Source organism: Achromobacter sp., from assembly GCF_032113835.1.
Lineage (GTDB): Bacteria > Pseudomonadota > Gammaproteobacteria > Burkholderiales > Burkholderiaceae_B > Achromobacter.
Genome location: NZ_DAMCTG010000007.1, coordinates 17,760 through 43,538, shown reverse-complemented (window position 1 = coordinate 43,538; position 25,779 = coordinate 17,760). Strand labels below are relative to the sequence as shown.

Below are 25,779 nucleotides of genomic sequence, written 5' to 3'. Positions count from 1 at the left end.
ACGCCCCGGCATGGACAGCTTCACACCCGGCGCGCCCGCCGCCTCGCTGAAAGTGGCGGTGGGCCAGCACACGGATCCCGGCGTCAAGTCCGTCAACCAGGACTTTCACGGGCTGTGCGTGCCGGGCGAGCCGTTGCTGGGCGCCAAGGGCATCGCCATCGCGCTGGCCGACGGCATCAGCAGCAGCAACGTCAGCCACATCGCCAGCGAAACGGCGGTGGCCAGCTTTCTGGAAGACTATTACTGCACGCCCGAAACCTGGTCGGTGAAGAAGTCGGCCCAGAAGGTGCTCAGCGCCGCCAACGCGTGGCTGCATTCGCAGAGCCGCCAGCGCCACGGGCAGGATCAGGACAGCGGCTACGTCTGCACGCTGACCGTGATGGTGCTCAAGGGCGCCACCGCGCACATCCTGCATATCGGCGACGCGCGCATCTATCGTCTGCGGGACGGCGTAGTCGAGCAGCTGACCGAGGACCACCGCGTCTGGGTCGCGCACGACAAAAGCTATCTGGGCCGCGCGCTGGGCCTGGCGCCGCACCTGGAAATCGACTATCACACCCAGGCCGTGGAACCAGGCGACGTGTTCCTGCTGGCGACCGATGGCGTCTACGAGCATGTCGCCGACGACGATCTGCGCGAGGCCGTGGCCGCCCACACCGGCGACCTGGACGCCGCCGCGCGCGCATTGGTCGCGCTGGCGCTTGCCCGCGGCAGCGACGACAACCTGACCATGCAGATCGTGCGCGTCGACGCGCTGCCCACGCGCCAGGCGGCCGAAATGGCCCAATACTCCGGCAGCCTGCCCTGTCCGCCGCTGCTGGACGTGGGTCAGACGTTCGAAGGCTTTCGCATCACGGACGAGCTGCGCGCCAGCAGCCGCAGCCACGTCTACCTAGCCGAAGACATCGACAGCGGCGACACCGTCGTCATCAAGATCCCGTCACTGGACCTGCGGCACGACCCCGCGTATCTCGAACGCCTGCTGACCGAGGAATGGCTGGCGCGCCGCATCGACAGCCGCCACGTCGTCCGGGCATGGCCCCGCACGCGCCAGCGCCGCTCGCTCTACACCGTCAGCGAATACATCGAAGGCCGCACGTTGACGCAATGGATGGCCGCCAACCCACGCCCGGCCCTGGAACCGGCGGTCGCCATCATCGAGCAGATCGCGCGTGGCCTGCAGGCGTTTCACCGGCTGGAGATCGTGCATCAGGATCTGCGGCCGGACAACATCCTCATCACGCCGGACGGCACCGCAAAGATCATCGATCTGGGCTCGGCTCGCACCGCCGGCATCCAGGAACTCGGCGCCGATGCCGACGACGCCATGCCGGTGCTAGGCACCGCCCAATACGCGGCGCCCGAATACTTCCTGGGCGAAGCCGGCACGGCGCGGTCCGACATCTATTCGCTGGCCGCGATCCTGTACCAGATGCTGTCCGGCCGCCTGCCCTACGGCGCCGAAGTGGCCCGCTCGCGCAGCCGCGCCGCGCAACTGCGGCTGACCTACGTGTCCGTGCTGGACCGGGAACGCGAAATCCCGGCCTGGATCGACAGCGTGCTCAGCCGCGCCCTGCATCCCGATCCGCAGCACCGCACGACCGAGCTGTCCGAATTCACGCACGCGCTGCGCAATCCGCCCGACGTGCGCGGCGGTGAACGCCTGCCCCTGCTGGAACGCAATCCGGTGGCTTTCTGGAAAGGCCTGTGCCTTGTCCTGGCCATCGTGATCGTGATCCAGGCCCTGAACTCCTGAAACGAGACGACCATGCCCGCCACGAATCCCTCCGTGTCCCTGATCGGCGCCGGCCCCGGCGACCCCGAGCTGCTGACCTTGAAAGCCGTCAAGGCGCTGGCCCGGGCCGACGTGGTCCTGGTCGACGACCTGGTCAACCCCGAGATCCTGGAGCACTGCCCCCAAGCGCGCATCGTGCGCGTGGGCAAGCGTGGGGGCTGCCGCTCCACGCCGCAGGACTTCATTCAGCGCCTGATGCTGCGCTATGCCCGCCAGGGCCTGCGCGTGGCGCGGCTGAAGGGTGGCGACCCCTGCATCTTCGGCCGCGGCGGCGAAGAAGCGCAGTGGCTCAGCGACCACGGTGTGGCCTGCGAGATCGTGAACGGCATCACCGCCGGGCTGGCCGCGGCCACGTCCGCCGGCATCCCGCTGACGCAACGCGGCATGGCCCAGGGCGTTACACTCATCACCGCGCATTCGCAGGACGGCGCAACGCCCGATTGGTCCGGGTTGGCGCGCAGCGGCACGACGCTGGTGGTCTACATGGGCGTGGCAAAGGTGCACGACATGACTCGCCAGTTGCTGGACGCCGGCATGGCCCCGGAGACGCCGGTGGCGATGATCGAGCGCGCGTCGCTTCCCGGCCAGCGGGTTTGTGCGTCGACACTGGCCGGCATGGCGTCCGATGCCCAGGCCTTCCGGTTACGCAGTCCTGCCGTGCTGGTCATTGGCGAAGTTGCCGCCTGCCGGATGTACGGCGTGCTGGACGACGCGGCCGGCACCATTGCGCCGCAAAGACTATTGGCCTGATTTCCGCGAAGACACCGCGCCTTACCCCGCATAGAGATTCCGATGGCCGAACGCCACATGCCGCCGCCGCTGCGCTTTCTGCTCGCCGCCCGCCGCAGCGAGCTCCAGGGACTGGAAGTCCTGGCCGCCACCTGTGACCTGGTGCTGCGCATCAGCGCGCTGGTGCACGCGCTGCAAAAAGAGCGCGGCTATTCCAACCTGACCCTGTGCAGCGCAGCGGACCGGTTGCAGCCGGCGCTGGCCGGCCTGTCGAGCGACGCGCAGGCCGTGGAAACCGATGTGCGCGCGTTCCTGGACGGCCTGGAGGCCGACACGGCGGCCGGCAGCAGCCGCGCGCGTCTGCTCAATTGCATTGCGTACGCCCTCTTCCGTCTGGACGAATTGCCGGCCTTGCGCCGAGAGGTCCGCGACCGCCGCATTCAGGTGGAAGACGCCGATACCCGCTTCACCCAGGTGATCGGCAGCCTGCTGGCGGTCGTCTTCGAAGCCGCCGACTCTTCGCTGGACCCGGACGTGACGCGCCTCTTGGTGGCGCTGCTTAATTTCATGCAAGGCAAGGAGCTGAGCGGCCAGGAGCGCGCCTGCGGCGTCATGGGCTTTACGGCCGGCTGGTTCGACGACGCCCGCAAGGCGCGCATGCTGGGCCTGGCGGCCAACCAGGCGCGCAGCTTCGGCGTCTACACGCAGTACGCGCAGGGCGCGCCGTTGCAGGCGTGGGACCAGGTTCAGCAGCAGGCGCAGCCGGTGCAACGCATGCGCGACATGGCGCAGCACACCTCGGACGCGCAGCGTGTCGACAGCGGTCTGGCTGAGTTGTGGTTCGACCTGTGCACCGCGCGCATCGACGCCATGCGCCACGTCGAAACGCAGTTGGCGCAGGAACTGGCGCAGCAATGCGCCCGGCGCATCGCCGACACCCGCCAGGAACTGGACGACCGCCGCCTCTTGCTCAGCCGCTACACCGATCACGCCAGCGGCCGCGCCCCCAGCATGGTGTTCAGTGTGCAGAGCCGCATTCTGGACGTGCCGCCCGAAGACGGCGTGGGCAGCGAGCTGGAACGGTCGATTCTGGACATGATGCGCGAGCAGACGCTGCGCATGCAGCATGCCGACGATGCGCTGACCAGCGTGCGTGGCGCGCTGGACGACAGAAAACGCATCGACCGCGCCAAGCTGCTGCTGATCAGCCGCTACGGCCTGACCGAGCAGGCGGCGCATGAGCGCCTGCAACGCGCGGCGATGGACGGTGGCCTGTCGCTGGCGGACGTGGCGCGGCAGATCATCGCGCAGCTGGGCGGCAACTGAATCGCCGGGTTAAAGGGTAAATGCCCTAGCGGAATACGCGCTGGACCAAACTGACGGCCGCCGCCGCCAGCGCCACCCCCGCCACGATTTGGAAATGATCCAGGCTGGCCAGCAGCACCGACTGCTGGTTCAGCAGTTGCGCAATCTGCGCCGTGGCAAGCTGCTGCGCCTCTGCCGGCCCCGCCGCTGCAGTGAAATAGGCGGTCAGCTGCGCCATCGCCGCTTCAAACTGCGCATTGCCTGTCGCGATGCTTTCCTGCAGCACCGTGTAGTGCCGCGACGTGAACCACTGCTGGCCGACGGTGGCCAGCATGATGCCCAGCGCCTGGCCGATCTGCGCCAGCATGTTCTTGACCTGCTGCGCATGGGCAAACACGGCCGGATCGCCCGTCAGGCCGGTGAAGGTCTGCATCGCGGTCGTGGGCATGAGGGTCATGATGAACATGCCGTAGCAGGCCAGCGCGGGAAACACGTCGGTCCACATGTTGGCCGTGGGCGTCAGGCGCGACATCAACACCCCGAACCCCGCCAGCGCAAGAAACCCGGTCACGAAAAACTTGCGCGGCGACGGCCAGCGCGGCAGCAATTGCGACATCACCACCCAGGTCAGCACGCCCGCCCCCAGCCCCATCGCGAAGAACTCGCCCGCAGTGATCCACGCCTGCCCCAGCGCACGTTGCAGCATCAGGGGCACCAGGTAGCCGTTGGCGCCAAGCATCACGTAGCAGACCATGAAGAGGCCAAGCCCGCACAGGAACCGCACCTCCTTCATGCCGCCCAGCCTGAGCAGCGGCGCGCCGTTGCGCGTCTCCGACCACACGAAGTAACCCAGCGCGCCCACGCCCGCCGCGGCCGACAGCGCCAGGAAATTGCCCTGGCTGAAGAAGTCGTAATAGGCGCGCTGCAAGGCATGCAGCACCAGAAAACTGCCCGCGCCCAGCGCGGCGATCGGCAGCAGGCGCACGTTGCCGGCCAGCACCGAACCCGCCCCGCGGCCCGGCATGGCCAGCATGACCGGCGCCATCGCCAGCAACGACAGCGCCGCAATCAACCAGAACATCAACGGCCAGCCATCGTGCTCGACCGCCATCGCGGCCAGCCAGGGCGCCAGCGCCGTGCCCACGCACAGGCCGGTGGCCAGCGCCTTGATGCCCAGAAACCGCGCCGGACTGGGCGGAATCAGGTTCACGGTCAGCCGGGACGACGTGAGCATCGCCGCGCAGCCCATCGCCATCAGCACCCGCCCCAGCAGGAACCCGGCCTGGTCCTCTGCCAACGCGCACACGGCCGCGCCCACGCCCGCGGCCGCCAGCGACGCCAGCAGGTAGACCCGCAGACCCAGCCGGTGCGTCAGCCAGCCCTGCAACGCGATCATCATCACCGCCACGCAGGCGTAGATGAGCGCGATGTGCGTGTATTCCTCGGGGCTGGCGCCGATCTCGCCCATGATGGGTGCGGCGCCAAACGTGGCCATGCCGTTCTGCAGGAAGTCGATGAACGTCAGTGCGCCGATGACCAGCAGCAGCGAGACCGGGGGCTTGGGTTGGGACATGATGCGCCGCCGGGTCAGAGGTTGGCGTCGATGATGGCGCGCACCTGGGCGTCGGCCTGGGCCAGTTCGTCGGCATACACCGCCGTCGTGTAGGCCTGCGCCTGCCCTTGCGCCGCGACCAGGCGTTTGCCGTCGCGCGCCTCGGTATCCACCTCAACCCGCATCGACAGGCCAAGCTGCAGCGGCTGCGCGGCGACCTCGGCCGGGTCCAGCGCGATGCGCACCGGCACGCGCTGCACCACCTTGATCCAGTTGCCGGTGGCGTTCTGCGCCGGCAGCAGCGAAAACGCGCTGCCCGTGCCCGCCTCCTGGCCCAGCACGCGGCCGTGATAGACCACGCCGCCGCCGTACAGGTCGGTGGTCAGCTTGACGGGCTGCCCGACGCGCACATGGCGCAACTGCGATTCCTTCAGGTTGGCCGTGACCCACAGCTGATCCAGCGGCACCACCGACATCAGCGGCGCGCCGGCCGCCACGCGCTGCCCGACCTGCACGCCGCGCTTGGTGACCACGCCGCCCACGGGCGCCGGGACCTTGGTCCGCGCAAGCGCCACGCTGGCGTTGCGCAGTTGCACGGCCGCGGCCTGCACGTCCGGGTGCGATTCGACCGTGGTGCCGTCGATCAGTGCGTGGTTGCGCTTGAGCTGTTCGTTCGCAACGTCCAGCGCGGCGCGGGCCGTGCGCACGGCCTGTTGCGCATGGACCAGTTCCTCGCCGGGGATGGCGCCTATCTTCGCCAGCGCAGTCCGCCGCGCCACGTCTTCCCGCGCGCGGGCCAGGTCGACCTTGCGCAGCGCCACGGTGGCGCCATCCTGCCCGGCCATTGCGAACTGACCGCGCACCTGACGCACGCTGCGCGCCAGATTCGCGCGCGCGGCGTCCAGCGCCAGTTGCGCGTCCACGCCGTTCAGTTCGATCAGCACCGCGCCCGCCGCGACCCGGTCGGTGTTGTCCGCGCGGATCGCGGTCACCACGCCGCCGATCTGCGGCGTCACCTGCACGACGTTGCCCTCGACATAGGCGTCTTCCGTCGAAACCCAACGGCCGTCGGAGTATTCGGCATAGGCGCCGGCCAGCACGGCGACGGCCAGAATCGCGGCGCCGCTGACCGCTATTTTGCGTGCCAGGCTGCCGCGCGGGCGGCGTGATGAGGACGGCGGGTTCGGGGTGGTTTCGGGCTTCATGGCTTGCGGGGAATCAGTATGGGAAGGAACGGATGGATGGGGATGGCGGTTCATGTCTCGGGCACATACCCCCCGCCCAGCGCCCGGATCAGTTCCAGATGCAGCGCGCGGTTGCGCGTGTCCAGTTCGATCAGCAACTGCTTCTGCTGCAGCACCTGGCCTTCGGCGGACAGCACCTGCAGATAGCTGCCCACGCCGCTGCGATAGCGCGCGGACGCCATGTCGTAGGCTTCCTGCGTCAGCCGCAGCGCTTCGTGCTGTTGCGTTGACCGCTCGGCCTGCCAGCGCAGCGACACAAGCTGGTCCACCACGTCGTGCAGCGCCGTGACCAGCGTGCCGTTGTATTGCTCGACCGCCACGTCGTACTCGGCCTGCCGCGCGCCCAGGTTGCCGCGCAGACGGCCGCCGTCAAAGACCGGCAGCGAAATCGCCGGGCCGATGCCCAGCACGCGGCTGCCGGCATCGAGCAGGTCCGACAGACCCAGGCTCTGCAGGCCGGCAAACGCCGTCAGGCTGACGTTGGGGTAGAACTGCGCGCGGGCAACCTTGATCTCGGCGCCGGCCGCTTCCACGCGCCAGCGCTGCGCCACCACGTCGGGACGGCGGCCGATCAGTTCGGCAGGCACCGTCGTGGGGATCGCTTCGGCGAAACCGCCGCGCAGTGCCGGCCGGCGCACCTGAATGCCCGCGTCCGGGCCGCGACCCACCAATGCCGCCACCTGATTGCGCGTCAGGGCGATCTGTTCGTTCAACGCGGCGATGCGCTCACGCGTCGCGGGCAGCGCGGCTTCGGCCTGCTTCATGTCCAGACGCGAATCCAGTTGCGCGTCGACGCGGCGCTGGGTCAGTTTCAGCGTGTCCTCGCGCTGGCGCAGGGTCTCTTCGGCCAGATCGCGCAGCAGAAAGGCGGTGTCCAGCTTCAGGTACGCGCGGACCAGCGACGTCGTCAGCATCAGCTCGGCGGCATGGCGGTCCACCTCGGCGGCCTGCGCGCGCTGCAGGGCGGCGTCCAGCGCGGCCCGGTTCTTGCCCCAAAAGTCGATCTCGTAGCCCACGCCTGCCTGCAGGTCAGCGGTCCAATCCCACGAGCCGGCCAAAGGCTGCGGCGTGGTGCTGTTTTCGCTGAACCGCTGGCGCGTCGCGCGGCCGTTCAGATTGCCCTGCGGCGACAGCGGCGCCCCCGCGACGCTGGCCAGCGCATCCGCCTGCCGCACGCGCGCGGCCGCGACCCGCAGGCTGGGCTGCTCGGCCAGCGCGGCCTGCACAAGCTGATTCAACTGCGCGTCGCCGAAGCTCTCCCACCACGCCCCGGTCGGCCATGCAGCGGGGGACACCGGCGTCGCTTGCAGTGTCGTGGCGGCCGCGAGTTCGTTCGCGCTGCCCACGGTCGAATGGGTATGCAAATCGCCCGTGCCGGCGCATCCGGCAAGCAGCACCGCGCACAACGTAAGCCCCAGGACGCGCCCGGCGCGCTGCGGGCTGAGAAGAAATCGGTTGAGGACTTGCATGATGACTCAGGCCTTTCTTTTGCCCAGGCTGTATATGCCTAGGCAGATAAATAGATAAAAAAATCGGCGGACCCGCCGAAAGCTAGTCCGCCCGCGCGTTGATCAAAATGCGCGACAGCAGCTTTTGCAGCAGTTCCGCTTCCGCTTCGGAAAACCCGCCCAGCAATCGGCGAAACGCCACCTCGGTGACCTGCCGCGCCTGCGGGAACGCCGCCTTGCCCTGCTCCGTCAGCTCGATCAGCGAACTGCGGCGGTCGGCTTCGTTTTCCACCCGGCGGATAAATCCCTTGGCGGCGATCCGGTCCAGCAGCCGGGTCATCGCGCCCGAGTCATACGCCAGCACCCTGCAGAAGTCGCTGAGCGTGCGGCCCCACCCTTTGACCAGGCAGTTGAGCACCACGTACTGCTGAACGGTGATCTGCAGCGGTGCGAGCTCGCGGTCCAGGTTTTCGTGAATGCCGTTGCGCACGGATGTCACCAGGAACCCCAGCTCGCCGGTGCACAGTTCGTCCAGAACGGAAGGTTTTGCGTTGCTCATGAGGGGCCTGGCGCGCAGCCGTGGAATCAACGGATGGATATTAGCTGCCTAGGCAGTTACTTAGCAAGAGGAATCTGACGGTGCGTGGCGGATTTCGTACGCCGGTGCTTTCCGCCGCCCGCTAGGCATCACCCGATTCCTATCCGCCGCGCGCCCTCGCGGAACAGGGCCTGCGTGTCCGGTTCCAGCCGGAACGACGCCAGAAAGTCGTCGACGCGGTAGGACGCCTGCGCCTTGCGGATGGCGGGCAAAAAGCCCAGCGCCTCGTCGGTCCTGCCGGCCAGCGACAGACAGCACGCGGCAATCGCCAGGATGTGCACATGCGCGTTGGGTCGCGCGGCCGCCTTGATCGCCCATCCGGCCGCCTCCTCGATCCGGCCCAGCCGCACCAGCGCCAGCGCGCGCACCGCCAGCATGCCAAAGAGCAGCGGGTCGAAGGGGCTCAGATGGCGGGAATGGTCGGATGCGCCGATGGCGGCTTGCGCGTCGCCCATCTGGCAGTCGACAAAGCCCAGCGTGTAATGGCCCAGCGCGAAGTTCGGGCTGAGATCCACGGCGATCTGCAGTTCGCTGACCGACTGGTCCTGGCTGCCGCGCAGCCACAGCGCCCGCCCCATCGCCCAATGCGCCGCCGGATCCCGGTCATCGGCGATGAGACTTTGCCCGGCGGTTTCGAACGCACGGTCGATGGCGTCGCCCTGCTCGTCCCAGCGCTGAAACGCCGTCTGCCAATGCGTGAACGACAAGCCCGCGTAGGCCCGCGAAAACGTCGGATCCAGCCGCACCGCCATCTCGAAGAAATGCCGCGCCTGCTCGTTATCGGTGCGGTTGAACCGGTACATGTGCCACAGGCCGCGGTGATGCGCCTGCCACGCGTCCAGCGAATTGGGCGGCGTCAGGATCGCGCGGTTGCGCTCGGCGGCCTCGATCTCGATATCGACGGACGCCACGATCCGGTTGCCGATCTCGTCCAGCGCCAGCAGCGCGTCGTCGAACGGATGATCGAGGACATCGGCCCAGACGATGCGCGCCGTACGCGAGTCGACCAGTTGCACGTCCACGGCCAGGCGCTGGCCGTGACGCCGCAGCGAGCCGCTGACGACGTAGTCGACGTTGAGCGTGCGGCCCGCTTCCTCCGGTCCCACGCTGCGCTGATCCAGCGCAAACACGGTGCCTTGCGCGATGACGAACAGGCTGCGCAGCTTTGCCAGCCGCGCGATCACGTCAAAGGCCAGGCCGTCCGCCAAGCCGCCCCGCACGCCGGCTTGCGCGGACCGGTCCACAAACGGCATGACCGCGATTGATGCTCGTCCGCGCCGGTCCGGGAGGGGGTCGGATAGGCGGGAAAGCGAATCCGCTTCGGGCGGCGGCTGGAACGGTGGGACGGCCGTGATCTGCGCGGCTGGATTTGCCGTGATCGTCGCCGCCGCCCCTCCAGACCACGGCGCCACCGCAAGAGCCGGATCCGTAGCTTGACCCAAGACCTGCCCAGACGCCTGCACGCCGCCGGCCCGTCGGGCGCGCACGTCGCGCCACGCCTCGCGCAACGGCCGCCCATCCAGCCCCTCGGCCTCAAAAGCCCGCACGGCCGCGGCCAGATGTTCTTCGCCTTCGCGCCATTGCCCGCGCAGTCCCAGCGCGTCCAGCATCAGTTCGTGCGCCTGCGAATCGAACGGGGCCAGTTGCAGCCATTTGTCCAGGCAGGCGAAACGCTCCTGCGCGCCCGCCGGCAGGCTCGCGGCCTGGTGCGCCAGCACGGCCGCATGGCAGGCACGCAGCCGTCGCCGCTGGGCGGTCAGCCAGCTATGAAAGAACGGGCTGCGGCCGATCTCCAGCCCTTCCAGGAAATCGCCCTTGAACAGCGCCGACAGGGCGCGCAGCCCTTCTGGGCTTGCCTTGTCGATGCCCGCCTGCATCGCCGCGCCGATGTCGATGACATCCACGCGGCAATCGGACAGCTCCAGCCGCACGGCGTCCTGCACCGTCTCGACCCGGCGGTGGCCCGGCTCGTCCAGGAGGCCGCGCGCCTTGCTCAGGCACCAGCGCAACTCCCCACGCGGATCGTTCGGAATGTCCCACAGCAATTCGCACAGGTGCGAGCGCATCACGGCGTTGGGGGCCAGCGCCAGGTAGGCGATCAGCCCCCGCAGCTTGCGCGACGGCGGCAACGCCAGCTGCGCGCCGCCGCGGCTGATCGCCATCGGCCCGAGCATTCGCACGTGGATGCCGGCGCCGGTCGAATCCACGGCAGATTCCACGCCCGCTACCACGCTCGCCTCCACGCCCGGTTTTTATCGTTGGTTCCGGGGCGCACGGCACGCGAATTCCTTCGCGGCGCTGGTTGCACTACCCCGGCGCGCTGGCAATGGATGCCGTCGCGCACCCCACGCAATAACGGAGACTCACCATGTCCATTTCCTCCCTTGCCACCAGTGACGTGCGCGAAACCGCACAGCCCGATCTGGCCGCCTTGAAGACCCGCCAGCAGGGCACCTGGTCCTCCGGGGACTACGCCGTCGTCGGCACCACGCTGCAGATTGTGGGAGAACAGCTTTGCGAAGCCCTTGATGTCCGCGCCGGCCAGAAGGTGCTGGACGTTGCCGCCGGCAACGGCAACGCCACGCTGGCCGCCGCCCGCCGCTGGTGCGATGTCACGTCGACCGACTACGTGCCCGCGCTGCTCAGCCGCGGCCGCGAACGCGCCGCCGCGGAACGCCTGAAGATCGAATTCCAGGAGGCCGACGCCGAGGCGCTGCCCTTCCCCGACGCCGCGTTCGACGTCGTCATGTCGACCTTCGGGGTGATGTTCACGGCAGACCAGGACAAAGCCGCGTCCGAACTGATGCGCGTGTGCAAGCACGGCGGCAAGATCGGCCTGGCCAACTGGACGCCCGACGGCTTCATCGGCCAGATCTTCAAGACCATCGGCAAGCACCTGCCCCCGCCCGCCGGCGTCAAGTCCCCCGCGCTGTGGGGCACCAAGGCGCGCATCGAAGAGATGTTCGGATCGCAAGCCGCGTCGATTCAGTGCGAACCGCGCCACTTCGTGTTCCGCTACCGTTCGCCCGAGCACTGGATGCAGGTCTTCAAGACCTACTACGGTCCGCTGCTCAAGGCCTTCGGCGCGCTGGAACCCGCGGCGCAGACGGCGCTGACGGCCGACATCACCGCGCAGATCGAACGCTTCAACCGCTCCGGCGATTCGGCGGTCGTGGTGCCCAGCGAGTACATGGAAATCGTGGTCACCCGCCGGTGATCGCGCGGCAAACCCCGCCACGGAAAAGGCGGGGTTTGCCCGAAGGTCGGCTGTGTGGTCCATGGCGCAACGCCTTCACGGCCGTCCGCCGGCAAGCGCCGAGCAACCGTTGTAGAGGAACCATCCGTTGAAGTAGGCAGCGGCATGCCCCGCCGCTGCCGCACTGGGCGCGAGCCCATAGCCGAAATAATACGCCCGCGATTCGCCGATTGGCGCAAATGCGGGCGCGCTTCAATCCGTCGTGTAGGACTGAATGAGGTGTCAGTCACCGGCCAGAACGTAGGACTAAATGAGGTGTCTGACACCCTGGGGAGACAGTCGTCATGCCAAGGACGTGCCCCAAGGGTGTCAGACACCGGGGCCACAGCCACGCCGCCGCCAGATGAGGTGTCTGACACCCTGCCGAGACAGTCGTCATGCCAAGGACTTGCCTCAAGGGTGCCAGACACCGGGGCCACATGCAGGATGTCAGACACCGGACCCCAGGCAAGCCGCCGCCCCTACGGCAGGTTCTCCCGGAATATCACCTGGCTACGCGCCAATTCCACCCCGTTCATCGCGCTGCGCTTGTCCCGCAGATTGCTGAAAATGCGCACGCAGCTCATCAGCGCTTCCATCGGGCTCTGCGTGATCACGGCATCCATCGTGCCGTCGATCAGCAACGACCGCGTATCGGGCGTCAAGCCATGCCCGATGAAAACAACCCGGTGCTGCTGCCCTGCCTCTTTCAACGCACGAGCCACGCCATCAGACGCACCGCCGATGTTGTAAATCCCGGCCAACTGCGGATATTGCTCCAGCAGTTGCCGCGTCTGCTCGTAATTGCGCTGCGCATCGTCATAGCCTTCGCGCAAGTCCACGACCTGCATCGCCTGAAACTGTTCGGCGTACAACTGCAGGAACCCGCTCTCGCGTTCTTCATGCGCACGGTAATGCCGTGACCCGGCAATCAACGCGACATGCGCCGCCCGCAACCCGATGAAGCGGGCGATCAAATAGCCGGCCGTCCGCCCCGCGGCGCGGTTGTCCAACCCCACGTAAGCCGTGCGCGCGCTGTTGGCGATGTCCGAGATCAGCGTCACCGTCGGCACGCCCTGCTGCGCCAGCGCGTTCACGGCCTCGCGCACCACCGGGTGCTCCAGCGCCATGAACGCAATTCCGTCGGCCCGCTTGCCATGCTTGACCAGCGCCTGAGCCAGCGCGTCGGGATTGAAGCTTTCCACATACTCGACGTGGCACTTGGCATTGAGCGGCGCGAAGTGCTCGTGCGCGAAGCTGACCGTGTCGCCCAGCATACGCAAATAGCGGTTGCTGCCGCGAGGCAGCAGGAACACCAGCCGCATCGGCTCGGGCGCGGGGGCCGCGTACACCTCGTCGTCCGGCAGGTAGTCCAGATCGATGGCGGCCTTGAAGACTTTTTGCGCCGTGGCCGGGCGCACGCCAGGGCGGCGGTTCAGCACGCGATCGGCCGTCGCGGTCGACACGCCAGCACGGGCGGCCACATCCGCCAGCCGGGCAAGTCCACGAGAGGATGCACTTTTATTCACATCAAAAACCATCATGAATAAGATTTGACGATGATAGCGCCTATTCACTATTGTCCACAGTGCCGCACGGCTCAGGCGGTTTTGTGGCACATCAAAAAACATCATAAGCAAGACAACGGAGACAACCATGAAGCTGCTTACTCGCCGCAGTGCCCTGCGCCGCCTTTGCGCGGTTCCCGCCCTCGCCGTCGCCGGCACCGGCTTTCCGCTGATCGCCCGCGCCGCCGATTACTCGCTCAAGTACGGCAACAACCTGCCGGTGACGCATCCGCTGAACATCCGTGCACAGGAAGCGGCAGAACGCATCCTCAAGGAAAGCAACGGCCGCGTCGACATCAAGATCTTCCCGAACAACCAGCTCGGCGGCGACACCGACATGCTGGCCCAGGTGCGTTCGGGCGGCATCGACTTCTTCACGCCGTCCGCCCTGGTGATCGCCACGCTGGTGCCGGTGGCCGCCATCAACGCCGTCGGCTTCGCGTTCAAGGACTACGACCAGGTCTGGAACGCCATGGACGGCGCGCTGGGCGCCCATGTGCGCGCCGCCATCGCGCAGCGCAAGCTCTACGCCTTTGAAAAGATGTGGGACAACGGCTTTCGCCAGACCACCAGCAGCAAGGGCCCGGTCAACACGGCCGCCGACATGGACGGCCTGAAGATCCGCGTGCCGGTGAGCTCGCTGCCGATCTCCATGTTCAAGGGCCTGGGCGCCGCGCCCGCCAGCCTGCAGTTCAGCGAGGTCTACTCGTCGCTGCAGACCAAGGTGGTGGACGCGCAGGAAAACCCCCTGCCCATCATCCAGGTCGCCAAGCTGTACGAAGTGCAGAAATACTGCTCGCTGACCAAGCACATCTGGGACGGCTACTGGTTCATCGCCAACGGCCGCATGTGGGAAGGCCTGCCCGCCGACCTGAAGACGGTTGTGGCACGCGGCATCAATGAAGCCGGCCTGGCCCAGCGCGAAGACATCAAGAAGCTCAACGCCTCGGTGCAGGCAGACCTTGAAGCCAAGGGCCTGGTGTTCAACCAGCCGTCCGCCGACAGCTTCCGCGAACAGCTGCGCACCGCCGGTTTCTACAAGGAATGGCAAGGCCGGTTCGGCAATGAGGCCTGGGGCCTGCTGGAGCAGTCCGTCGGCAAGCTGGCCTGAGGTCGCGCGCCATGTCCTCCCTGTCCGCTCCCCACGCCGCGGCGCCCGCGCTGCCGGCCAATCCCCTGCGCCGGGCGGCCGGCGCGCTCGACAGCGTGCTGGGCACCGTGGTCGAACACGTTGCCGCAGCCATCGTGCTGGTCGAGATCATCGTCCTGTTTGCCGGCGTGGTGGCGCGGTATGCGTTTCACAGCCCGCTGGTCTGGTCCGACGAACTGGCGTCCATCCTATTCCTCTGGCTGTCCATGCTGGGCGCCGTCGTGGCGTTGCGGCGCGGCGAGCACATGCGCATGACCGCGCTGGTGAACAACGTCAGCCCCGCTCGGCGCGCGCAGCTGGAAACCGCGGCGCTGGCGGCCTCGCTGGCCTTCCTGGTGCTGATCCTGGCGCCCGCCATCGAATACGCGCATGAAGAGCACTTCATCATCACGCCCGCGCTGGAACTGAGCAACGCCTGGCGCGCCTCGGCGATTCCGGTGGGCATGGGGCTGATGGGCATCATCGCGCTGCTGCGCCTGCTGCGCACGCAGCCGCTGCCGCAGGTCGCAATGGCGCTGGCTGGCGTGGCGGCGGTCGTCGGGCTCTTCTGGATGGCGCAGCCGCTGTTCGCGGGCCTGGGCAAGCTGAATCTGGTGATCTTCTTCGTGGGCATCGTCGCCGCCACCGTGTTTTCGGGCGTGCCGATTGCCTTCTCGTTCGCGCTGGCCACCTTCTCGTATCTGGCGCTGACCACCAACACGCCGATGGTCGTCATGGTGGGCCGGCTGGACGAAGGCATGTCGCACCTGATGCTGCTCGCGGTGCCGCTCTTCATCTTCCTGGGCTCGCTGATCGAAATGACCGGCATGGCGCGCGCCATGATCCAGTTCCTGGCCAGCCTGCTTGGCCACGTACGCGGCGGGCTGTCGTATGTGCTGATCGGCGCCATGTACCTGGTGTCCGGCATCTCGGGCTCCAAGATCGCCGACATGGCGGCCATCGCGCCCGTCCTGTTCCCCGAAATGAAAAAGCGCGGCGCCAAGCCCGGCGACCTGGTCGCTCTGCTGTCCGCCACCGGCGCGCAGACTGAAACGATTCCGCCGTCCATCGTGCTCATCACCATCGGTTCGGTGACGGGCGTATCGATCGCCGCGCTGTTCACGGGCGGCCTGCTGCCCGCCGTCGTGCTGGGCCTGGCCCTATGCGCCGTGGTCTGGTGGCGCTACCGCAAGGAAGACCTGAGCCTCGTCCAGCGCTTCACCTTCAAGGAGATCGGCCGCTTCTTCATGATCGCGCTGCCCGCCGTGGCCCTGCCGTTCGTGATCCGCGCCGCCGTCGTCGAAGGCGTGGCGACGGCCACCGAGGTCTCCACCATCGGCATCGTGTACTCCGTCGTCGTGGGCCTTGTGATCTACCGCTGCTTCGACTGGGCGCGTGTGAAGCCCATGCTGATCGAGACCGCCTCCCTGTCCGGCGCCATCATGCTGATCGTGGGCTGCGCCACCGCCATGGCGTGGGCGCTGACGCAATCGGGCTTCTCGGGCGATCTGGCCAAGCTGATGGCCGGCATGCCCGGCGGCAGCTACGGCTTCCTGGCCGTCTCCATCGTGGCCTTCATCATCCTGGGCAGCGTGCTGGAAGGCATTCCCGCCATCGTCCTGTTCGGTCCGCTGCTGTTCCCGATCGCGGTGCAGGCCGGCGTGCATGAAGTCCATTACGCGATGGTCGTGATCTTCGCCATGGGCATTGGCCTGTTCGCACCGCCCTTCGGCGTCGGCTACTACGGCGCCTGCGCCATCAGCCGCGTCGATCCCAACGAAGGCATCCGCCCGATCTGGGGCTACATCGGCGCACTGCTGATCGGCCTGATCGTCGTGGCAGCCTTCCCCTGGTTCTCCATCGGTTTCCTGTGACGCGACGCGGCCCCTTGCGGGCCGCGTCCTCCCCGTCTCTCAGCCACCCTTTTATAAAGATCCAACATGAGTCGTTTCCTGGGCGAGATCCGCCAACTCGGTTATGTCGTGCACGACATCGAAGCCGCCATGGACTACTGGAGCACCAAGCTCGGCGTGGGCCCCTGGTACTACAACCCGCGCGTGCCCATCGTCAACTACCAATACGACGGCGTGGGATATGAACCGCACAACTCCGTCGCTCTGGCCAACTCCGGCTATGTGCAGGTCGAACTGATCCAGACCCGCAACGACGTGCCCTCCATGTACCGCGATTTCCTGCAAGCCGGCCGCACCGGCCTGCAGCACGTCGCCTACTGGACCGAAAGCTACGACGCCGACCTGGAACGCCTGCTGGCGCAGGGCTTCAAGCCCAAGATGAGCGGCGAAGTCGGCGAGAAAGGCCGCTTCATCTATTTCGACACCGAATACCACCCCGGCACCGTCATCGAGCTGTCCGAAGTGGCCGGTCCCAAAGGCCGCCTCTTCGACCTGATCCGCGAAAGCTCGGTGAACTGGGACGGCAAAGACCCCGTCCGCGCCTTCCCCGACCTGAGCCGCCTCTGATACACCCTGCTGCACTCCGCCACCATGAATTCCCAATCGTTTACCGCCACCTACCTGATTGAAACCCCCGTCGACCCCGCCAAGGTTGCGGAGGTCATGGCCGGCGAGCAGTCCTGCGGCACCTTCACGCGCGTCCAGGGCGAAACGGACGAGTTGCGCGCACGCGCCCGCGCCCGAATCGAATCCATCGAAACGCTGGAAGCGGTCGACACGCCCAGCCTGCCCAACGCGTACCTGGCGCGCCAGCCCGGCGGCATGCCAGCCAAGTTCCAGCGCGCGCGGATTCGCATCGCGTTTCCCGTCGCCAACGTGGGCGCCAACCTGCCCACGCTCGCGGCCACCGTCGGCGGCAACCTGTACGACCTGGGCGAGGTCACCGGCCTGCGCCTCGAAAGCATGGAGTTGCCCGCCAACTACCGCGCCCAGTTCGACCTGCCGCAGGTCGGCATCGCCGGCACGCGCGCGCTGACCGGCGTGGACAAGGGACCGCTGGTCGGCACCATCATCAAGCCCAACGTCGGCCTCTCGCCCGAGCAGACCGCGCATCTCGTGGCGCAGCTTTGCGCGGCCGGCGTGGACTTCATCAAGGACGACGAAGTGTGCGCCAACCCGGCCCACGCCCCGCTCGCCCAGCGCGTGGCCGCCGTGATGGCAGTGGTGCGCGCGCACCGCGAACGCACCGGCCGCAACGTGATGGTCGCGTTCAACATCACCGACGAAACCGACGCCATGCGCCGCCACGCCGACCTGATCGAACGCGAAGGCGGCGCCTGCGTCATGGCCAGCCTAAACTGGTGCGGCTACTCAGCCATCCAGACCCTGCGGCGCAGCACGCCGCTGGCGTTGCACGGTCATCGCAACGGGTTTGGCGCGCTGTCGCGCCATCCGCTGCTGGGCATGGGGTTTCAGGCTTATCAGACGCTGTGGCGGCTGGCCGGCGTGGATCACATGCACGTGCATGGGTTGCAAGGCAAGTTCTCGCAGGAGGACAGCGAAGTTGTGGACTCCGCGCGCGACTGCCTGGCGTCGCTGACCCCGGGGATTGACGACGCCGTCATGCCGGCATTCTCGTCGGGTCAGTGGGCCGGGACCGTGCCCGCCACGTGGGCTGCCGTGCGCAGCGACGATCTGCTGTTCATGTCCGGCGGGGGCATCCTGGCGCACCCGGATGGTCCGGCCGCCGGCGTGCAAAGCATCCGGCAGGCATGGCACGCCGTGCGAGACAACCAGCGGCTGGAAGACTACGCCCGCAACGCGCCCGAGCTGCAGCGCGCGCTCGACTTCTTCGGCAACCGCGCATGACGATCGACGCGCGCAGCGTGCCCACGCCGCAGGTGTGCTGGTATGGCGACGACTTCACCGGCGCCACCGACACGCTCGCCGAGGTCTCCCGGGCGGGCCTGCGCAGCCTGCTGTTTTTGGGCGTGCCCACGCCCGCACAATTGCGCCGCGCCGGCCCGCTGGACGCCATCGGCATCGCCGGCGCCGCGCGCGGCATGACGCCCGCCGAGATGGAACCCGAACTGGATGCCGTGGGCCGATTCATGGCGAGCACCGGCGCACGCGTGCTGCATTACAAATGCTGTTCCACCTTCGACAGCGCGCCGCATGTTGGCAGCATCGGCGCCGCCGTCCGCACGTTGCGACGCCACCTGCCCAATCCGCTGGTGCCCATCGTCGGCGGACAGCCCAGCATCGGGCGCTATTGCAGCTTTTCACAACTCTTTGCGCGCGCGGGTGCCGCGCCAGAGATCCACCGCATCGACCGCCACCCGGTCATGAGCGTGCATCCCGTCACGCCAATGCACGAGGCCGACCTGCGGCTGCACCTGCACGCGCAGGGGCTCTCCGGCATCCACGCCGTGCCGCACATTGCCTATCCGCCCGCAGCGGATACGCCCGCGCTCGACGCGTGGATCGACCACGTGGTCGATACCACCGACGGCCCCCTGCTGCTGGACCTGGTGGACGAGACACAGCTAACCGTCATCGGCCGCCTGATCCGCCGCGCGGCGGCGCGCGCGCCGCTCCTGGCCGTGGGGCCGAGCAGCGTGCAGCAGGCGCTGGCCCGCGCCGCCACGCTCGCCCCCGGAGACAGCGCGCAGGCAGCGCCCCTGGGCTCCGCCGCCGGACCTGTGCTGGTAGTGGCGGGAAGCCTGTCCCCGGTCACCGCGCGGCAAATCGCCGCCTGCGAGCATTACGTTCGCCAGCCGCTGCAGGTCGACCGGCTGCGCACGGATGCCGCCTACGCGGCCGAGCAGGCGCAATTGGCGGCCGCCACACTGGCCCGGGGCCGCAATGTGCTCGCGCATACGGACAAGCCGTCCGGCCCGGTCAGTGCGCAGGACACCGCCGCCACCGCCCGCGCCACCGGCCGCCTCGTGGCGGACATCGTGCAAGCCAGCGGTCAAGCCGGCAGACGCTTGTCACGCATCGGTATCGCCGGCGGCGACACCTCCAGCCAAGCCACGCTGGCGCTGGGGTTGTGGGGGTTGGCATTCAGATGTGTGCTGGCGCCGGGCGTCACCGTCAGCGTCGCCCGCAGCGACGATCCCCTGACCGACGGCATCGAGCTGATGCTCAAGGGCGGGCAGATGGGCGGGGATCGGTTGTTTGATCAGTTGGCGACAGGCAACCGCTGAGACGCCTGCGGTCGCTAGCGACCCTGCCAATACCGCCCCGCTCGCTGCCGCTGTCCCCACACTTCCAACCCATCCGGTCCCGACTCCGCCATCACCGCGCCGTCCCGGTCGCTGCGCCAGAACCTGCTGCCGGCCCGCATCCACCGCAACTCCACCGCCCGCGCCGGATGCTTGAACCGATTCAGATGTCCCGCCTGCGCGATCACGTGCTTCGCCTGCGAAGCCCCCACCAATTCACGGCTGGACGACGACGACGAACCGTGATGCGGCGCCAGGACGACGTCGGCATCCGCCAGCCCATGCTCGACCAGCGCCCGCTCTTGCGCCAGCCCCACATCTCCCGTCAGCAACACAGAATGGTCTTTACCCTCCACGCGAAGCACACAACTGTCGGCATTGCGGTCATCGGCCTTGGCGCTGCGTTCTGACGGCCCTGGATGCAGGAAAGTGAACACCACCCCGTCCGCTTCCCATCGCAGTCCGCGTTCACACCGCAACATCTCATCTGGCAATACCGGCTGCGCATTGCCCACGTCCGGCCACATGCGGGCGTCCCGCCTTACGTAGGCCGGCAGATCGAAGGACGTATAACTTCGCGCGACCGGCACCGACGCCAGCACAGCGCGCGTGCCGCCGACGTGGTCCATGTCCGCATGCGACAGCACCAACACATCCAGCCGTCCGATCCCCCGCGACTGCAAGAACGGCGCGACCACCCGTTCGCCCGCATCGCTGCCGCCGTAGCTGCGTGGCCCGGCGTCGAACAGCAGCGATTGATTGGCCGTCTCCACCAGGATCGCGCTGCCCTGCCCTACGTCCATCGCGCTCATTCGCCAATAGCCGGATTCCAGCTTGTCCGGCCGCCAGAACAGCAACGGCAACATGCAGGCCCACCCCAGATGACGCCCCGGCCAGCCGCGCGTTTGAAGCGCCCACGCCATGCCCGCCACCGCCAGCAGCAGCCACATCCAACCCGCCGCCGCAACCGGCACGCTGGCCCAGCTTGCGTTGCCCACCCACGCCACCGGCACCATGGTGAGGTCGAAGGAGTCCAGCCCTGCCTGACCCGCCCACGCCGCCAACGTTTCCGCCCCGGGCACGCACGACAGCGCCGCACACAGCAACGCCAGCGGCGTCACGATGAACGTCACGACCGGTATCGCCACAGCGTTGGCCAATGGAGAGCCCAACGACACCTGATGCACCAGAAAGGCGAGCAGCGGCATCAGCCCCACGGTCACCATCAATTGCACGCGCACGGCCTGTCCCAGCCGCGTCGCGCACCGCGCGCGCCAGCCGGCATCGACATCGATCGGCGCGGCAGCAATGCGCAACAGCACCGCCACCGCGCCGAACGACAACCAGAAGCCCGCAGCCACCGGCGCCCACGGATCCAGCGCCACGACGGCGGCCGCTGCGCAGGCCAGCACCCGGCCTCCCGACAGCGGCAGCCGAGACAACGCCGCCGCCAACACCACCAGCAGCATGAAGAACGTACGGCGTGCAGGCACGCCCCACCCGGCAAGCAGGCAATACAGCAGTGCGACCAGCGCCGCCACTGCCCCGCCCGCGATACGCGCAGGCACGCGCTCCGCCAGCCCCACGCCGCGCCATCGCAGGCGTCGCCACAGCGCCGACGCGAGCAGTCCGCCAATGCCTGCAATCGACGTCACATGCATGCCGCTGATCGACACCAGATGCGTGATGCCGCTGCGGTTGAAGATCCGCCAGTCGTCGCGCGACACGCCGGCCTGGTCCCCAATCGCCAACGCAATCATCACAGGCGCATAACGATGCTCGCCCAGCGCGGCGCGCATGCCTTCGCGCACGTGGTGCCTCGCGCGTTCGATGGCGATGCCGGGTGACGCCCAAGGCCGGTCGTCCAGCAGCACGGGTTGTCCGCGCACGGTGCCGGTGGCCCGCACGCCATGCGCGAACATGCGCCCCTCCGTGTCCGGTCCCGCGGGATTTAGCAGGCCATGCGGCCTGCGCAGCACCACGGCCATGCGCCAAATCTGACCCGGCAGCACCTGCGGCACAGTCTGATTGGCGCCGGCCCCCGCCTGCCAGGTGACCTGTATGTGCGACGGAATACCGGAGCGCACAGGCGGCTCAAGCTCCGCTATGAAGCGCAGCCGGTTCGCGTCGCCATCGGGCAATCCCACCACTCGCACCACCAACCGCGAGACCTGATCCTGGTGCTCGTCGGCCAGCGCGTCGTTCAGGCGGTGTTGCGCTTGCAGGGCCGCGTTGACAAGACCGGCGCAAGCGCCCAGCGCCAAGGCCGCCAGCACACGCGACAAAGGATGCCGGGCGCGCGCCCATGCCACGCAGGACGCGACGCCAATGGCGGCAAGCAGCCACAGCACGAGCGCACTGGGCAGGCGCGGCGACATCTGCACCAGCCCCGCGCCAGCCACGAACGCAAGGCAGAAAGATCGGCCCGTGATGGCTTTCTCCTGAAAAGAGAAAGCGTAGGAGGCTCCAGGATCGGCGGACGATTCAATGAACGGATTGATCCACGTCGGCTAACCGCCATTGTCCGGGCGCGCGAAGTACAGTAGCGCCACGTCAGCGCCGAATCAGCGCCAAATCAGCCCCAAACCCAGCACCCAGTTCGCGCCCCGCATGAAAGGCACCCGCAATTCCCTCTCTTCCCTGCGCATCTTCCTGACCGCCGCCGAAACCCTGAATTTCAGCCGCGCAGGCGAGGCGTTGAATCTGACCCAAAGCGCGGTCAGCAAACACGTCGCGGCACTTGAGGACCGTCTGGGCACCGCCCTCTTCAAACGCATGCCCGCCGGCCTGCGGCTGACCTACGCCGGCGCCCTGTATCTGGAACGCATCAGCGCGGCGGTGCGCCTCATCGACGAGGCGGACGCGCTGGTCGCCAATCCCGCCTCACGCGTCGCCCTGAACGTGGCAGTGTCGCCGTCCTTTGCGCAATTTTTCCTGCTGCCCAGGTTGTCGGAATTCTTCGAACTACACCCCGAGATCCGCGTCAACATCCGTCCTCGCCTGCTGCACGCGCGCGACCGCTCTGAACGGTTCGACGCGGAGATCCAGCTTCATACGGGCTATGTGTCCGGCATGAGCGCGCAGTACCTCTGCGGCCGTGAGATGACGCTGGTCGCGGCGCCGTCGCTGCTGGATCGCCATCCCGTGAAGTCGGTGGATGACATCACCCGATTGCCGCTGCTCAAGCGTGCCCAGCGCGGTTACGGCTGGGACGAATGGCGAGCCGACGTCGCTCCGCTGTGGTCCGGTCCTGCCGCCACGGCGCCGGAGTACGAAGGTTTTTCGATCCTGCTGCCTGCCGTGCTGAACGGATTGGGAGCGGGCATCATGCCGTTGTGCATGGTGCTGGACCATCTGGAATCCGGACAGTTGGTCCGGCCGTTCGGAGAGACGGTGGAAGGCCGCTACGGCTATCACCTCATGCAGCCCCGGCCCAACGTCGGCGGGCCGTACTGTCAGGCGTTCTGCGATTGGGTCATCGCCCAAGGCCAGGCGCTCAATGACAAAACGCGACGCTACGCGGGATTGACGTGAAGACCTGAGTCTTCGAGGCTCAAAGCCCTGCGCGCACGCGGTATTCCGGTTTGGAATATCCCATGCGCATACTTCCTTTGCCCGTGGAAAATGCAGCCACCACAATGACGTGAATTATTCATGGACCATAAAAATCATGTTCAAGTGGAAAAAACTGCTGGCTGCCCTCGCCATCCCCACGGCCCTCGCCGCCGCCCAAACGGCATCCGCCGCCTATCCCGATAAACCCGTCAAGATCGTCGTGCCGTATTCGGCGGGCGGCAGCTCGGATGTGGTCGCCCGCGCCATCAGCGATCAATTGAGCGCCCAACTTGGGCAGTCGGTCATCGTCGAGAACCGCGCTGGCGCGGGGTCGATGCTCGGAACCGCCTATGTGGCCACCGAGGCGCCCGACGGCTACACGCTGCTGCTGGCCGATGTGCCCTTCACCATCGTTCCCGCCCTGTACAAGGATCGCGTGAAGTACGACGCGAAAAAGGACTTCGCGCCGATCACCCTGCTGGGCCTGTCGCCCATGTACCTGTTCGTGAATCCCGGGTTCGAGGCGCAGGACGTCCCGACGCTGGTGAAGACCGCCGCCGGCAAGCCGGACACCGTCTCCATCGGCTCGGGCGGCAACGGCTCGCTGACCCATCTGATGGCCGAGCTGTTCATGCAGAACACCAAGATCAAGCTCGCGCACATCCCCTATAAGGGCGCATCCGCATCGGTCAATGACCTGGCTGGCCGTCAAATCGATACCAGCTTCACCACCATGGCCTCGGCCGTGGCCCTCTTCCAGAGCGGCAAGATCAAACCGATCGCGGTGTCCTCGCCCGCACGGCAGGCTGACACGCCGGATGTGCCGACGTTTCAGGAACTCGGCTATCCGGGACTGACCGTGCAAAGCTGGTGGGGACTCGTCGCGCCGGCCGGGACGCCTGAACCTGTGCGCCAGAAGCTGTCGGAAGCCATGGCCAAGGTCATGCAGTCCGACCCCGTCAAGCAACGGCTGGCGAGTGTCGGCATGAACCTTCCGCCGGATACCAGCGCCACCGCGCTGAACGCGTTGCTGGCGCAGGACTTTGCGCGCTGGGCCGACCTCGTGCAACGCGCCAACATCACCTTCGAATAACAACGTTGCAGCGCCGCGCGGCATGCGCGCGGCGCCGGAGACATCAATGACGACACCCTGGCAACAGGCGGCCGCCGACGACGCGGCCTTGATGAGCGATTTCCAGACCATTTGCGGCTTCGGCGGACGCCTGTCCGGCACCGGCCAGGACGAGGCTGCAATGAACTGGGCGCTGGATCGCCTTCGTGAGATCGGGTCCGACGTGCGTCGCGTGCCGGTGCCCTACGACGGGTGGCGCTGCCTCGCCAGCCGTCTGACGCTGCTGGGCGACACGCCCATCGACATGGAATGCGTTCCCCTGCTGCGCTCCGCGTCCACAGATGGACAGGGCCTGGAAGGCGTGGTCCTCGATCTTGGGGCGGGCCGTCCGGAGGACTTTGAACGCGCCGGCGACTCCGTGCGCGGGAAGGTCGTGCTCGTGCGCCATGAGTATCCGTTCTCGCAGACGCATATTCACCGACGCCGCAAATACGACATGGCGGTGGCGCAAGGGGCCGCCGCCTTCCTCATCGCCAACCCGCTGCCCGGCGCCGGCCCCTTGTCCGGTTCCTCTGGCCGTCCTCGTGACGGCGCGGGCATCCCCGCGGCCTACATCGGCCACGAAGCGGCATCGGCGTTGACGGCGGAAGCTGGCGCGCGCATCCGGCTGCATATCCAGGGAGAAGAGCTACGCGATTCGATGGCCTGCGCCGGCGTCCTGGACCTGCCTGGCGGCCGCGAAAGCCGGATCGTCATCAGCGCCCACATGGACGGTCACGATCTGGGCCAAAGTGCGCTGGACAATGCCACGGGCGTCGCCGTCGCGCTGGCTGCGGCGCGGCTGCTCGCAAAGCAATTGGGTCCGGACACGCCCGGGCTGCGCATCTGCTTCTTCACCGCCGAGGAATGGGCGCTGGCCGGTTCAGCCCGCTATCTGGCCGACATGCCCGTTGCGGAGCGTGAACGCCTGAAGTTCGACATCAATCTGGACACCGTGGCAGGCGACGACAGCCTCTGCGCGCTGATCAGCGACTATCCGGCGCTGGCGGGCGTGGTCGAGGACACGGCAACGCGTGCTGGCGTGCCGGTGTCGCACTGGCTGCCCTTCATGCCGAACTCCGACCACGCCAACTTCGCCAAGCACGGCATCCCCGCCCTGCGACTGGTGGCCGGATTCGAAAAGCCCGACTCGCGCGTGCGCCATATCCTGTCGCGCGGCGACGTGCCGGACATCATTCTGGAAGACGAAATGCGCAACGCCCTGGCGGTCACGTGTGCGATGGCGTCGCTGGCGCTGGAGATGACCGACGAGGAACTGGATGCGCTGAAAGCCGGATCCACGTGCCCGCGCGTCTAGCGCGATAAAGACGATCACACAGGCGATCACCCAAACGATTACGCCGGCCACT

19 protein-coding genes are annotated in these 25,779 nt (G+C 67.5%); 12 read left to right on the top strand and 7 right to left on the bottom strand.

Features of this window, described 5'->3' with window-relative positions; genetic code table 11:
- Positions 1–10 precede the first annotated feature (10 nt).
- From RT697_RS04775 to RT697_RS04765, 3 genes are read left to right on the top strand one after another with little or no spacing between them, the layout of a single operon-like run.
- Positions 11–1,756: a bifunctional protein-serine/threonine kinase/phosphatase gene (locus tag RT697_RS04775; protein ID WP_313697226.1), complete on the top strand. Its 1,746-nt coding sequence runs from the start codon at positions 11–13 to the stop codon at positions 1,754–1,756.
- Positions 1,757–1,768: 12 nt separating this feature from the next.
- Positions 1,769–2,545 carry a uroporphyrinogen-III C-methyltransferase gene (gene cobA / locus RT697_RS04770; RefSeq protein WP_313697225.1) on the top strand — a complete coding sequence of 259 codons (777 nt, stop codon included), beginning with the start codon at positions 1,769–1,771 and terminating at the stop codon, positions 2,543–2,545.
- Between the two features lie 42 nt (positions 2,546–2,587).
- Positions 2,588–3,850, top strand: a complete 1,263-nt coding sequence (locus tag RT697_RS04765) for a nitrate- and nitrite sensing domain-containing protein (RefSeq protein ID WP_313697224.1) — start codon at positions 2,588–2,590, stop codon at positions 3,848–3,850.
- A 25-nt stretch (positions 3,851–3,875) separates the two neighbouring features.
- Here RT697_RS04765 and RT697_RS04760 read toward each other — a convergent pair whose 3' ends face one another.
- The 5 genes from RT697_RS04760 to RT697_RS04740 form a co-directional block, all read right to left on the bottom strand.
- Positions 3,876–5,402 carry an MFS transporter gene (locus RT697_RS04760; RefSeq protein WP_313697223.1) on the bottom strand — a complete coding sequence of 509 codons (1,527 nt, stop codon included), beginning with the start codon at positions 5,400–5,402 and terminating at the stop codon, positions 3,876–3,878.
- A 14-nt stretch (positions 5,403–5,416) separates the two neighbouring features.
- Positions 5,417–6,586, bottom strand: a complete 1,170-nt coding sequence (locus RT697_RS04755; protein WP_313697222.1) for an efflux RND transporter periplasmic adaptor subunit — start codon at positions 6,584–6,586, stop codon at positions 5,417–5,419.
- A 50-nt stretch (positions 6,587–6,636) separates the two neighbouring features.
- The gene (locus tag RT697_RS04750) at positions 6,637–8,094 is read right to left on the bottom strand and encodes an efflux transporter outer membrane subunit (RefSeq protein ID WP_313697221.1); all 1,458 of its coding nucleotides are present in this window, start codon (positions 8,092–8,094) and stop codon (positions 6,637–6,639) included.
- 82 nt (positions 8,095–8,176) lie between these two features.
- Entirely contained in the window at positions 8,177–8,632 is a 456-nt protein-coding gene (locus RT697_RS04745) for a MarR family transcriptional regulator (protein ID WP_313697220.1), read from the bottom strand.
- A 128-nt stretch (positions 8,633–8,760) separates the two neighbouring features.
- The gene (locus tag RT697_RS04740) at positions 8,761–10,878 is read right to left on the bottom strand and encodes a transcriptional regulator (RefSeq protein WP_313697219.1); all 2,118 of its coding nucleotides are present in this window, start codon (positions 10,876–10,878) and stop codon (positions 8,761–8,763) included.
- A gap of 161 nt (positions 10,879–11,039) precedes the next feature.
- Between RT697_RS04740 and RT697_RS04735 the strand changes: the two genes are divergently transcribed.
- Positions 11,040–11,888 carry a class I SAM-dependent methyltransferase gene (locus tag RT697_RS04735; protein WP_313697218.1) on the top strand — a complete coding sequence of 283 codons (849 nt, stop codon included), beginning with the start codon at positions 11,040–11,042 and terminating at the stop codon, positions 11,886–11,888.
- Positions 11,889–12,388: 500 nt separating this feature from the next.
- Here RT697_RS04735 and RT697_RS04730 read toward each other — a convergent pair whose 3' ends face one another.
- Positions 12,389–13,450 carry a LacI family DNA-binding transcriptional regulator gene (locus RT697_RS04730; protein WP_313697280.1) on the bottom strand — a complete coding sequence of 354 codons (1,062 nt, stop codon included), beginning with the start codon at positions 13,448–13,450 and terminating at the stop codon, positions 12,389–12,391.
- Between the two features lie 112 nt (positions 13,451–13,562).
- On the opposite strand from RT697_RS04730, the gene RT697_RS04725 reads away from it, so the two are divergent.
- The 5 genes from RT697_RS04725 to RT697_RS04705 all read left to right on the top strand — a co-directional run bounded on the left by RT697_RS04725 (position 13,563) and on the right by RT697_RS04705 (position 19,725).
- Positions 13,563–14,585 carry a TRAP transporter substrate-binding protein gene (locus RT697_RS04725; RefSeq protein WP_056319004.1) on the top strand — a complete coding sequence of 341 codons (1,023 nt, stop codon included), beginning with the start codon at positions 13,563–13,565 and terminating at the stop codon, positions 14,583–14,585.
- 11 nt (positions 14,586–14,596) lie between these two features.
- Entirely contained in the window at positions 14,597–16,477 is a 1,881-nt protein-coding gene (locus RT697_RS04720; protein WP_313697217.1) for a TRAP transporter large permease subunit, read from the top strand.
- 66 nt (positions 16,478–16,543) lie between these two features.
- The gene (locus RT697_RS04715) at positions 16,544–17,083 is read left to right on the top strand and encodes a VOC family protein (protein WP_105239376.1); all 540 of its coding nucleotides are present in this window, start codon (positions 16,544–16,546) and stop codon (positions 17,081–17,083) included.
- A gap of 24 nt (positions 17,084–17,107) precedes the next feature.
- Positions 17,108–18,385 carry a ribulose-bisphosphate carboxylase large subunit family protein gene (locus RT697_RS04710; protein WP_313697216.1) on the top strand — a complete coding sequence of 426 codons (1,278 nt, stop codon included), beginning with the start codon at positions 17,108–17,110 and terminating at the stop codon, positions 18,383–18,385.
- Positions 18,382–19,725, top strand: a complete 1,344-nt coding sequence (locus RT697_RS04705; protein ID WP_313697215.1) for a four-carbon acid sugar kinase family protein — start codon at positions 18,382–18,384, stop codon at positions 19,723–19,725. The genes RT697_RS04710 and RT697_RS04705 overlap by 4 nt, the downstream gene beginning before the upstream one ends.
- 14 nt (positions 19,726–19,739) lie before the next feature.
- Here RT697_RS04705 and RT697_RS04700 read toward each other — a convergent pair whose 3' ends face one another.
- Complete coding sequence (locus RT697_RS04700) at positions 19,740–22,121, bottom strand: DNA internalization-related competence protein ComEC/Rec2 (RefSeq protein WP_313697214.1); 2,382 nt, start codon at positions 22,119–22,121, stop codon at positions 19,740–19,742.
- Between the two features lie 232 nt (positions 22,122–22,353).
- Between RT697_RS04700 and RT697_RS04695 the strand changes: the two genes are divergently transcribed.
- From RT697_RS04695 to RT697_RS04685, 3 genes are all read left to right on the top strand, one after another.
- Positions 22,354–23,277 carry a LysR substrate-binding domain-containing protein gene (locus RT697_RS04695; RefSeq protein WP_313697213.1) on the top strand — a complete coding sequence of 308 codons (924 nt, stop codon included), beginning with the start codon at positions 22,354–22,356 and terminating at the stop codon, positions 23,275–23,277.
- 136 nt (positions 23,278–23,413) lie between these two features.
- On the top strand, positions 23,414–24,391 hold the full coding sequence (locus RT697_RS04690) for a tripartite tricarboxylate transporter substrate binding protein (protein ID WP_312428381.1): 978 nt from the start codon (positions 23,414–23,416) through the stop codon (positions 24,389–24,391).
- Positions 24,392–24,437: 46 nt separating this feature from the next.
- Positions 24,438–25,727 (top strand): M28 family peptidase, encoded by a 1,290-nt coding sequence (locus RT697_RS04685; RefSeq protein WP_313697212.1) that lies wholly within the window; start codon positions 24,438–24,440, stop codon positions 25,725–25,727.
- Positions 25,728–25,779 lie beyond the last annotated feature (52 nt).

Bases quoted from the DNA above. Each gene is read 5' to 3' on its own strand.
- RT697_RS04705 (WP_313697215.1), top strand. From the start codon at position 18,382: ATGACGATCGACGCGCGCAGCGTGCCCACGCCGCAGGTGTGCTGGTAT.
- RT697_RS04765 (WP_313697224.1), top strand. From the start codon at position 2,588: ATGGCCGAACGCCACATGCCGCCGCCGCTGCGCTTTCTGCTCGCCGCC.
- RT697_RS04760 (WP_313697223.1), bottom strand. From the start codon at position 5,402: ATGTCCCAACCCAAGCCCCCGGTCTCGCTGCTGCTGGTCATCGGCGCA.
- RT697_RS04745 (WP_313697220.1), bottom strand. From the start codon at position 8,632: ATGAGCAACGCAAAACCTTCCGTTCTGGACGAACTGTGCACCGGCGAG.
- RT697_RS04715 (WP_105239376.1), top strand. From the start codon at position 16,544: ATGAGTCGTTTCCTGGGCGAGATCCGCCAACTCGGTTATGTCGTGCAC.
- RT697_RS04720 (WP_313697217.1), top strand. From the start codon at position 14,597: ATGTCCTCCCTGTCCGCTCCCCACGCCGCGGCGCCCGCGCTGCCGGCC.
- RT697_RS04690 (WP_312428381.1), top strand. From the start codon at position 23,414: ATGTTCAAGTGGAAAAAACTGCTGGCTGCCCTCGCCATCCCCACGGCC.
- RT697_RS04710 (WP_313697216.1), top strand. From the start codon at position 17,108: ATGAATTCCCAATCGTTTACCGCCACCTACCTGATTGAAACCCCCGTC.
- RT697_RS04750 (WP_313697221.1), bottom strand. From the start codon at position 8,094: ATGCAAGTCCTCAACCGATTTCTTCTCAGCCCGCAGCGCGCCGGGCGC.
- cobA (WP_313697225.1), top strand. From the start codon at position 1,769: ATGCCCGCCACGAATCCCTCCGTGTCCCTGATCGGCGCCGGCCCCGGC.
- RT697_RS04700 (WP_313697214.1), bottom strand. From the start codon at position 22,121: ATGTCGCCGCGCCTGCCCAGTGCGCTCGTGCTGTGGCTGCTTGCCGCC.
- RT697_RS04735 (WP_313697218.1), top strand. From the start codon at position 11,040: ATGTCCATTTCCTCCCTTGCCACCAGTGACGTGCGCGAAACCGCACAG.
- RT697_RS04730 (WP_313697280.1), bottom strand. From the start codon at position 13,450: ATGATGGTTTTTGATGTGAATAAAAGTGCATCCTCTCGTGGACTTGCC.
- RT697_RS04685 (WP_313697212.1), top strand. From the start codon at position 24,438: ATGACGACACCCTGGCAACAGGCGGCCGCCGACGACGCGGCCTTGATG.
- RT697_RS04775 (WP_313697226.1), top strand. From the start codon at position 11: ATGGACAGCTTCACACCCGGCGCGCCCGCCGCCTCGCTGAAAGTGGCG.
- RT697_RS04725 (WP_056319004.1), top strand. From the start codon at position 13,563: ATGAAGCTGCTTACTCGCCGCAGTGCCCTGCGCCGCCTTTGCGCGGTT.
- RT697_RS04695 (WP_313697213.1), top strand. From the start codon at position 22,354: ATGAAAGGCACCCGCAATTCCCTCTCTTCCCTGCGCATCTTCCTGACC.
- RT697_RS04755 (WP_313697222.1), bottom strand. From the start codon at position 6,586: ATGAAGCCCGAAACCACCCCGAACCCGCCGTCCTCATCACGCCGCCCG.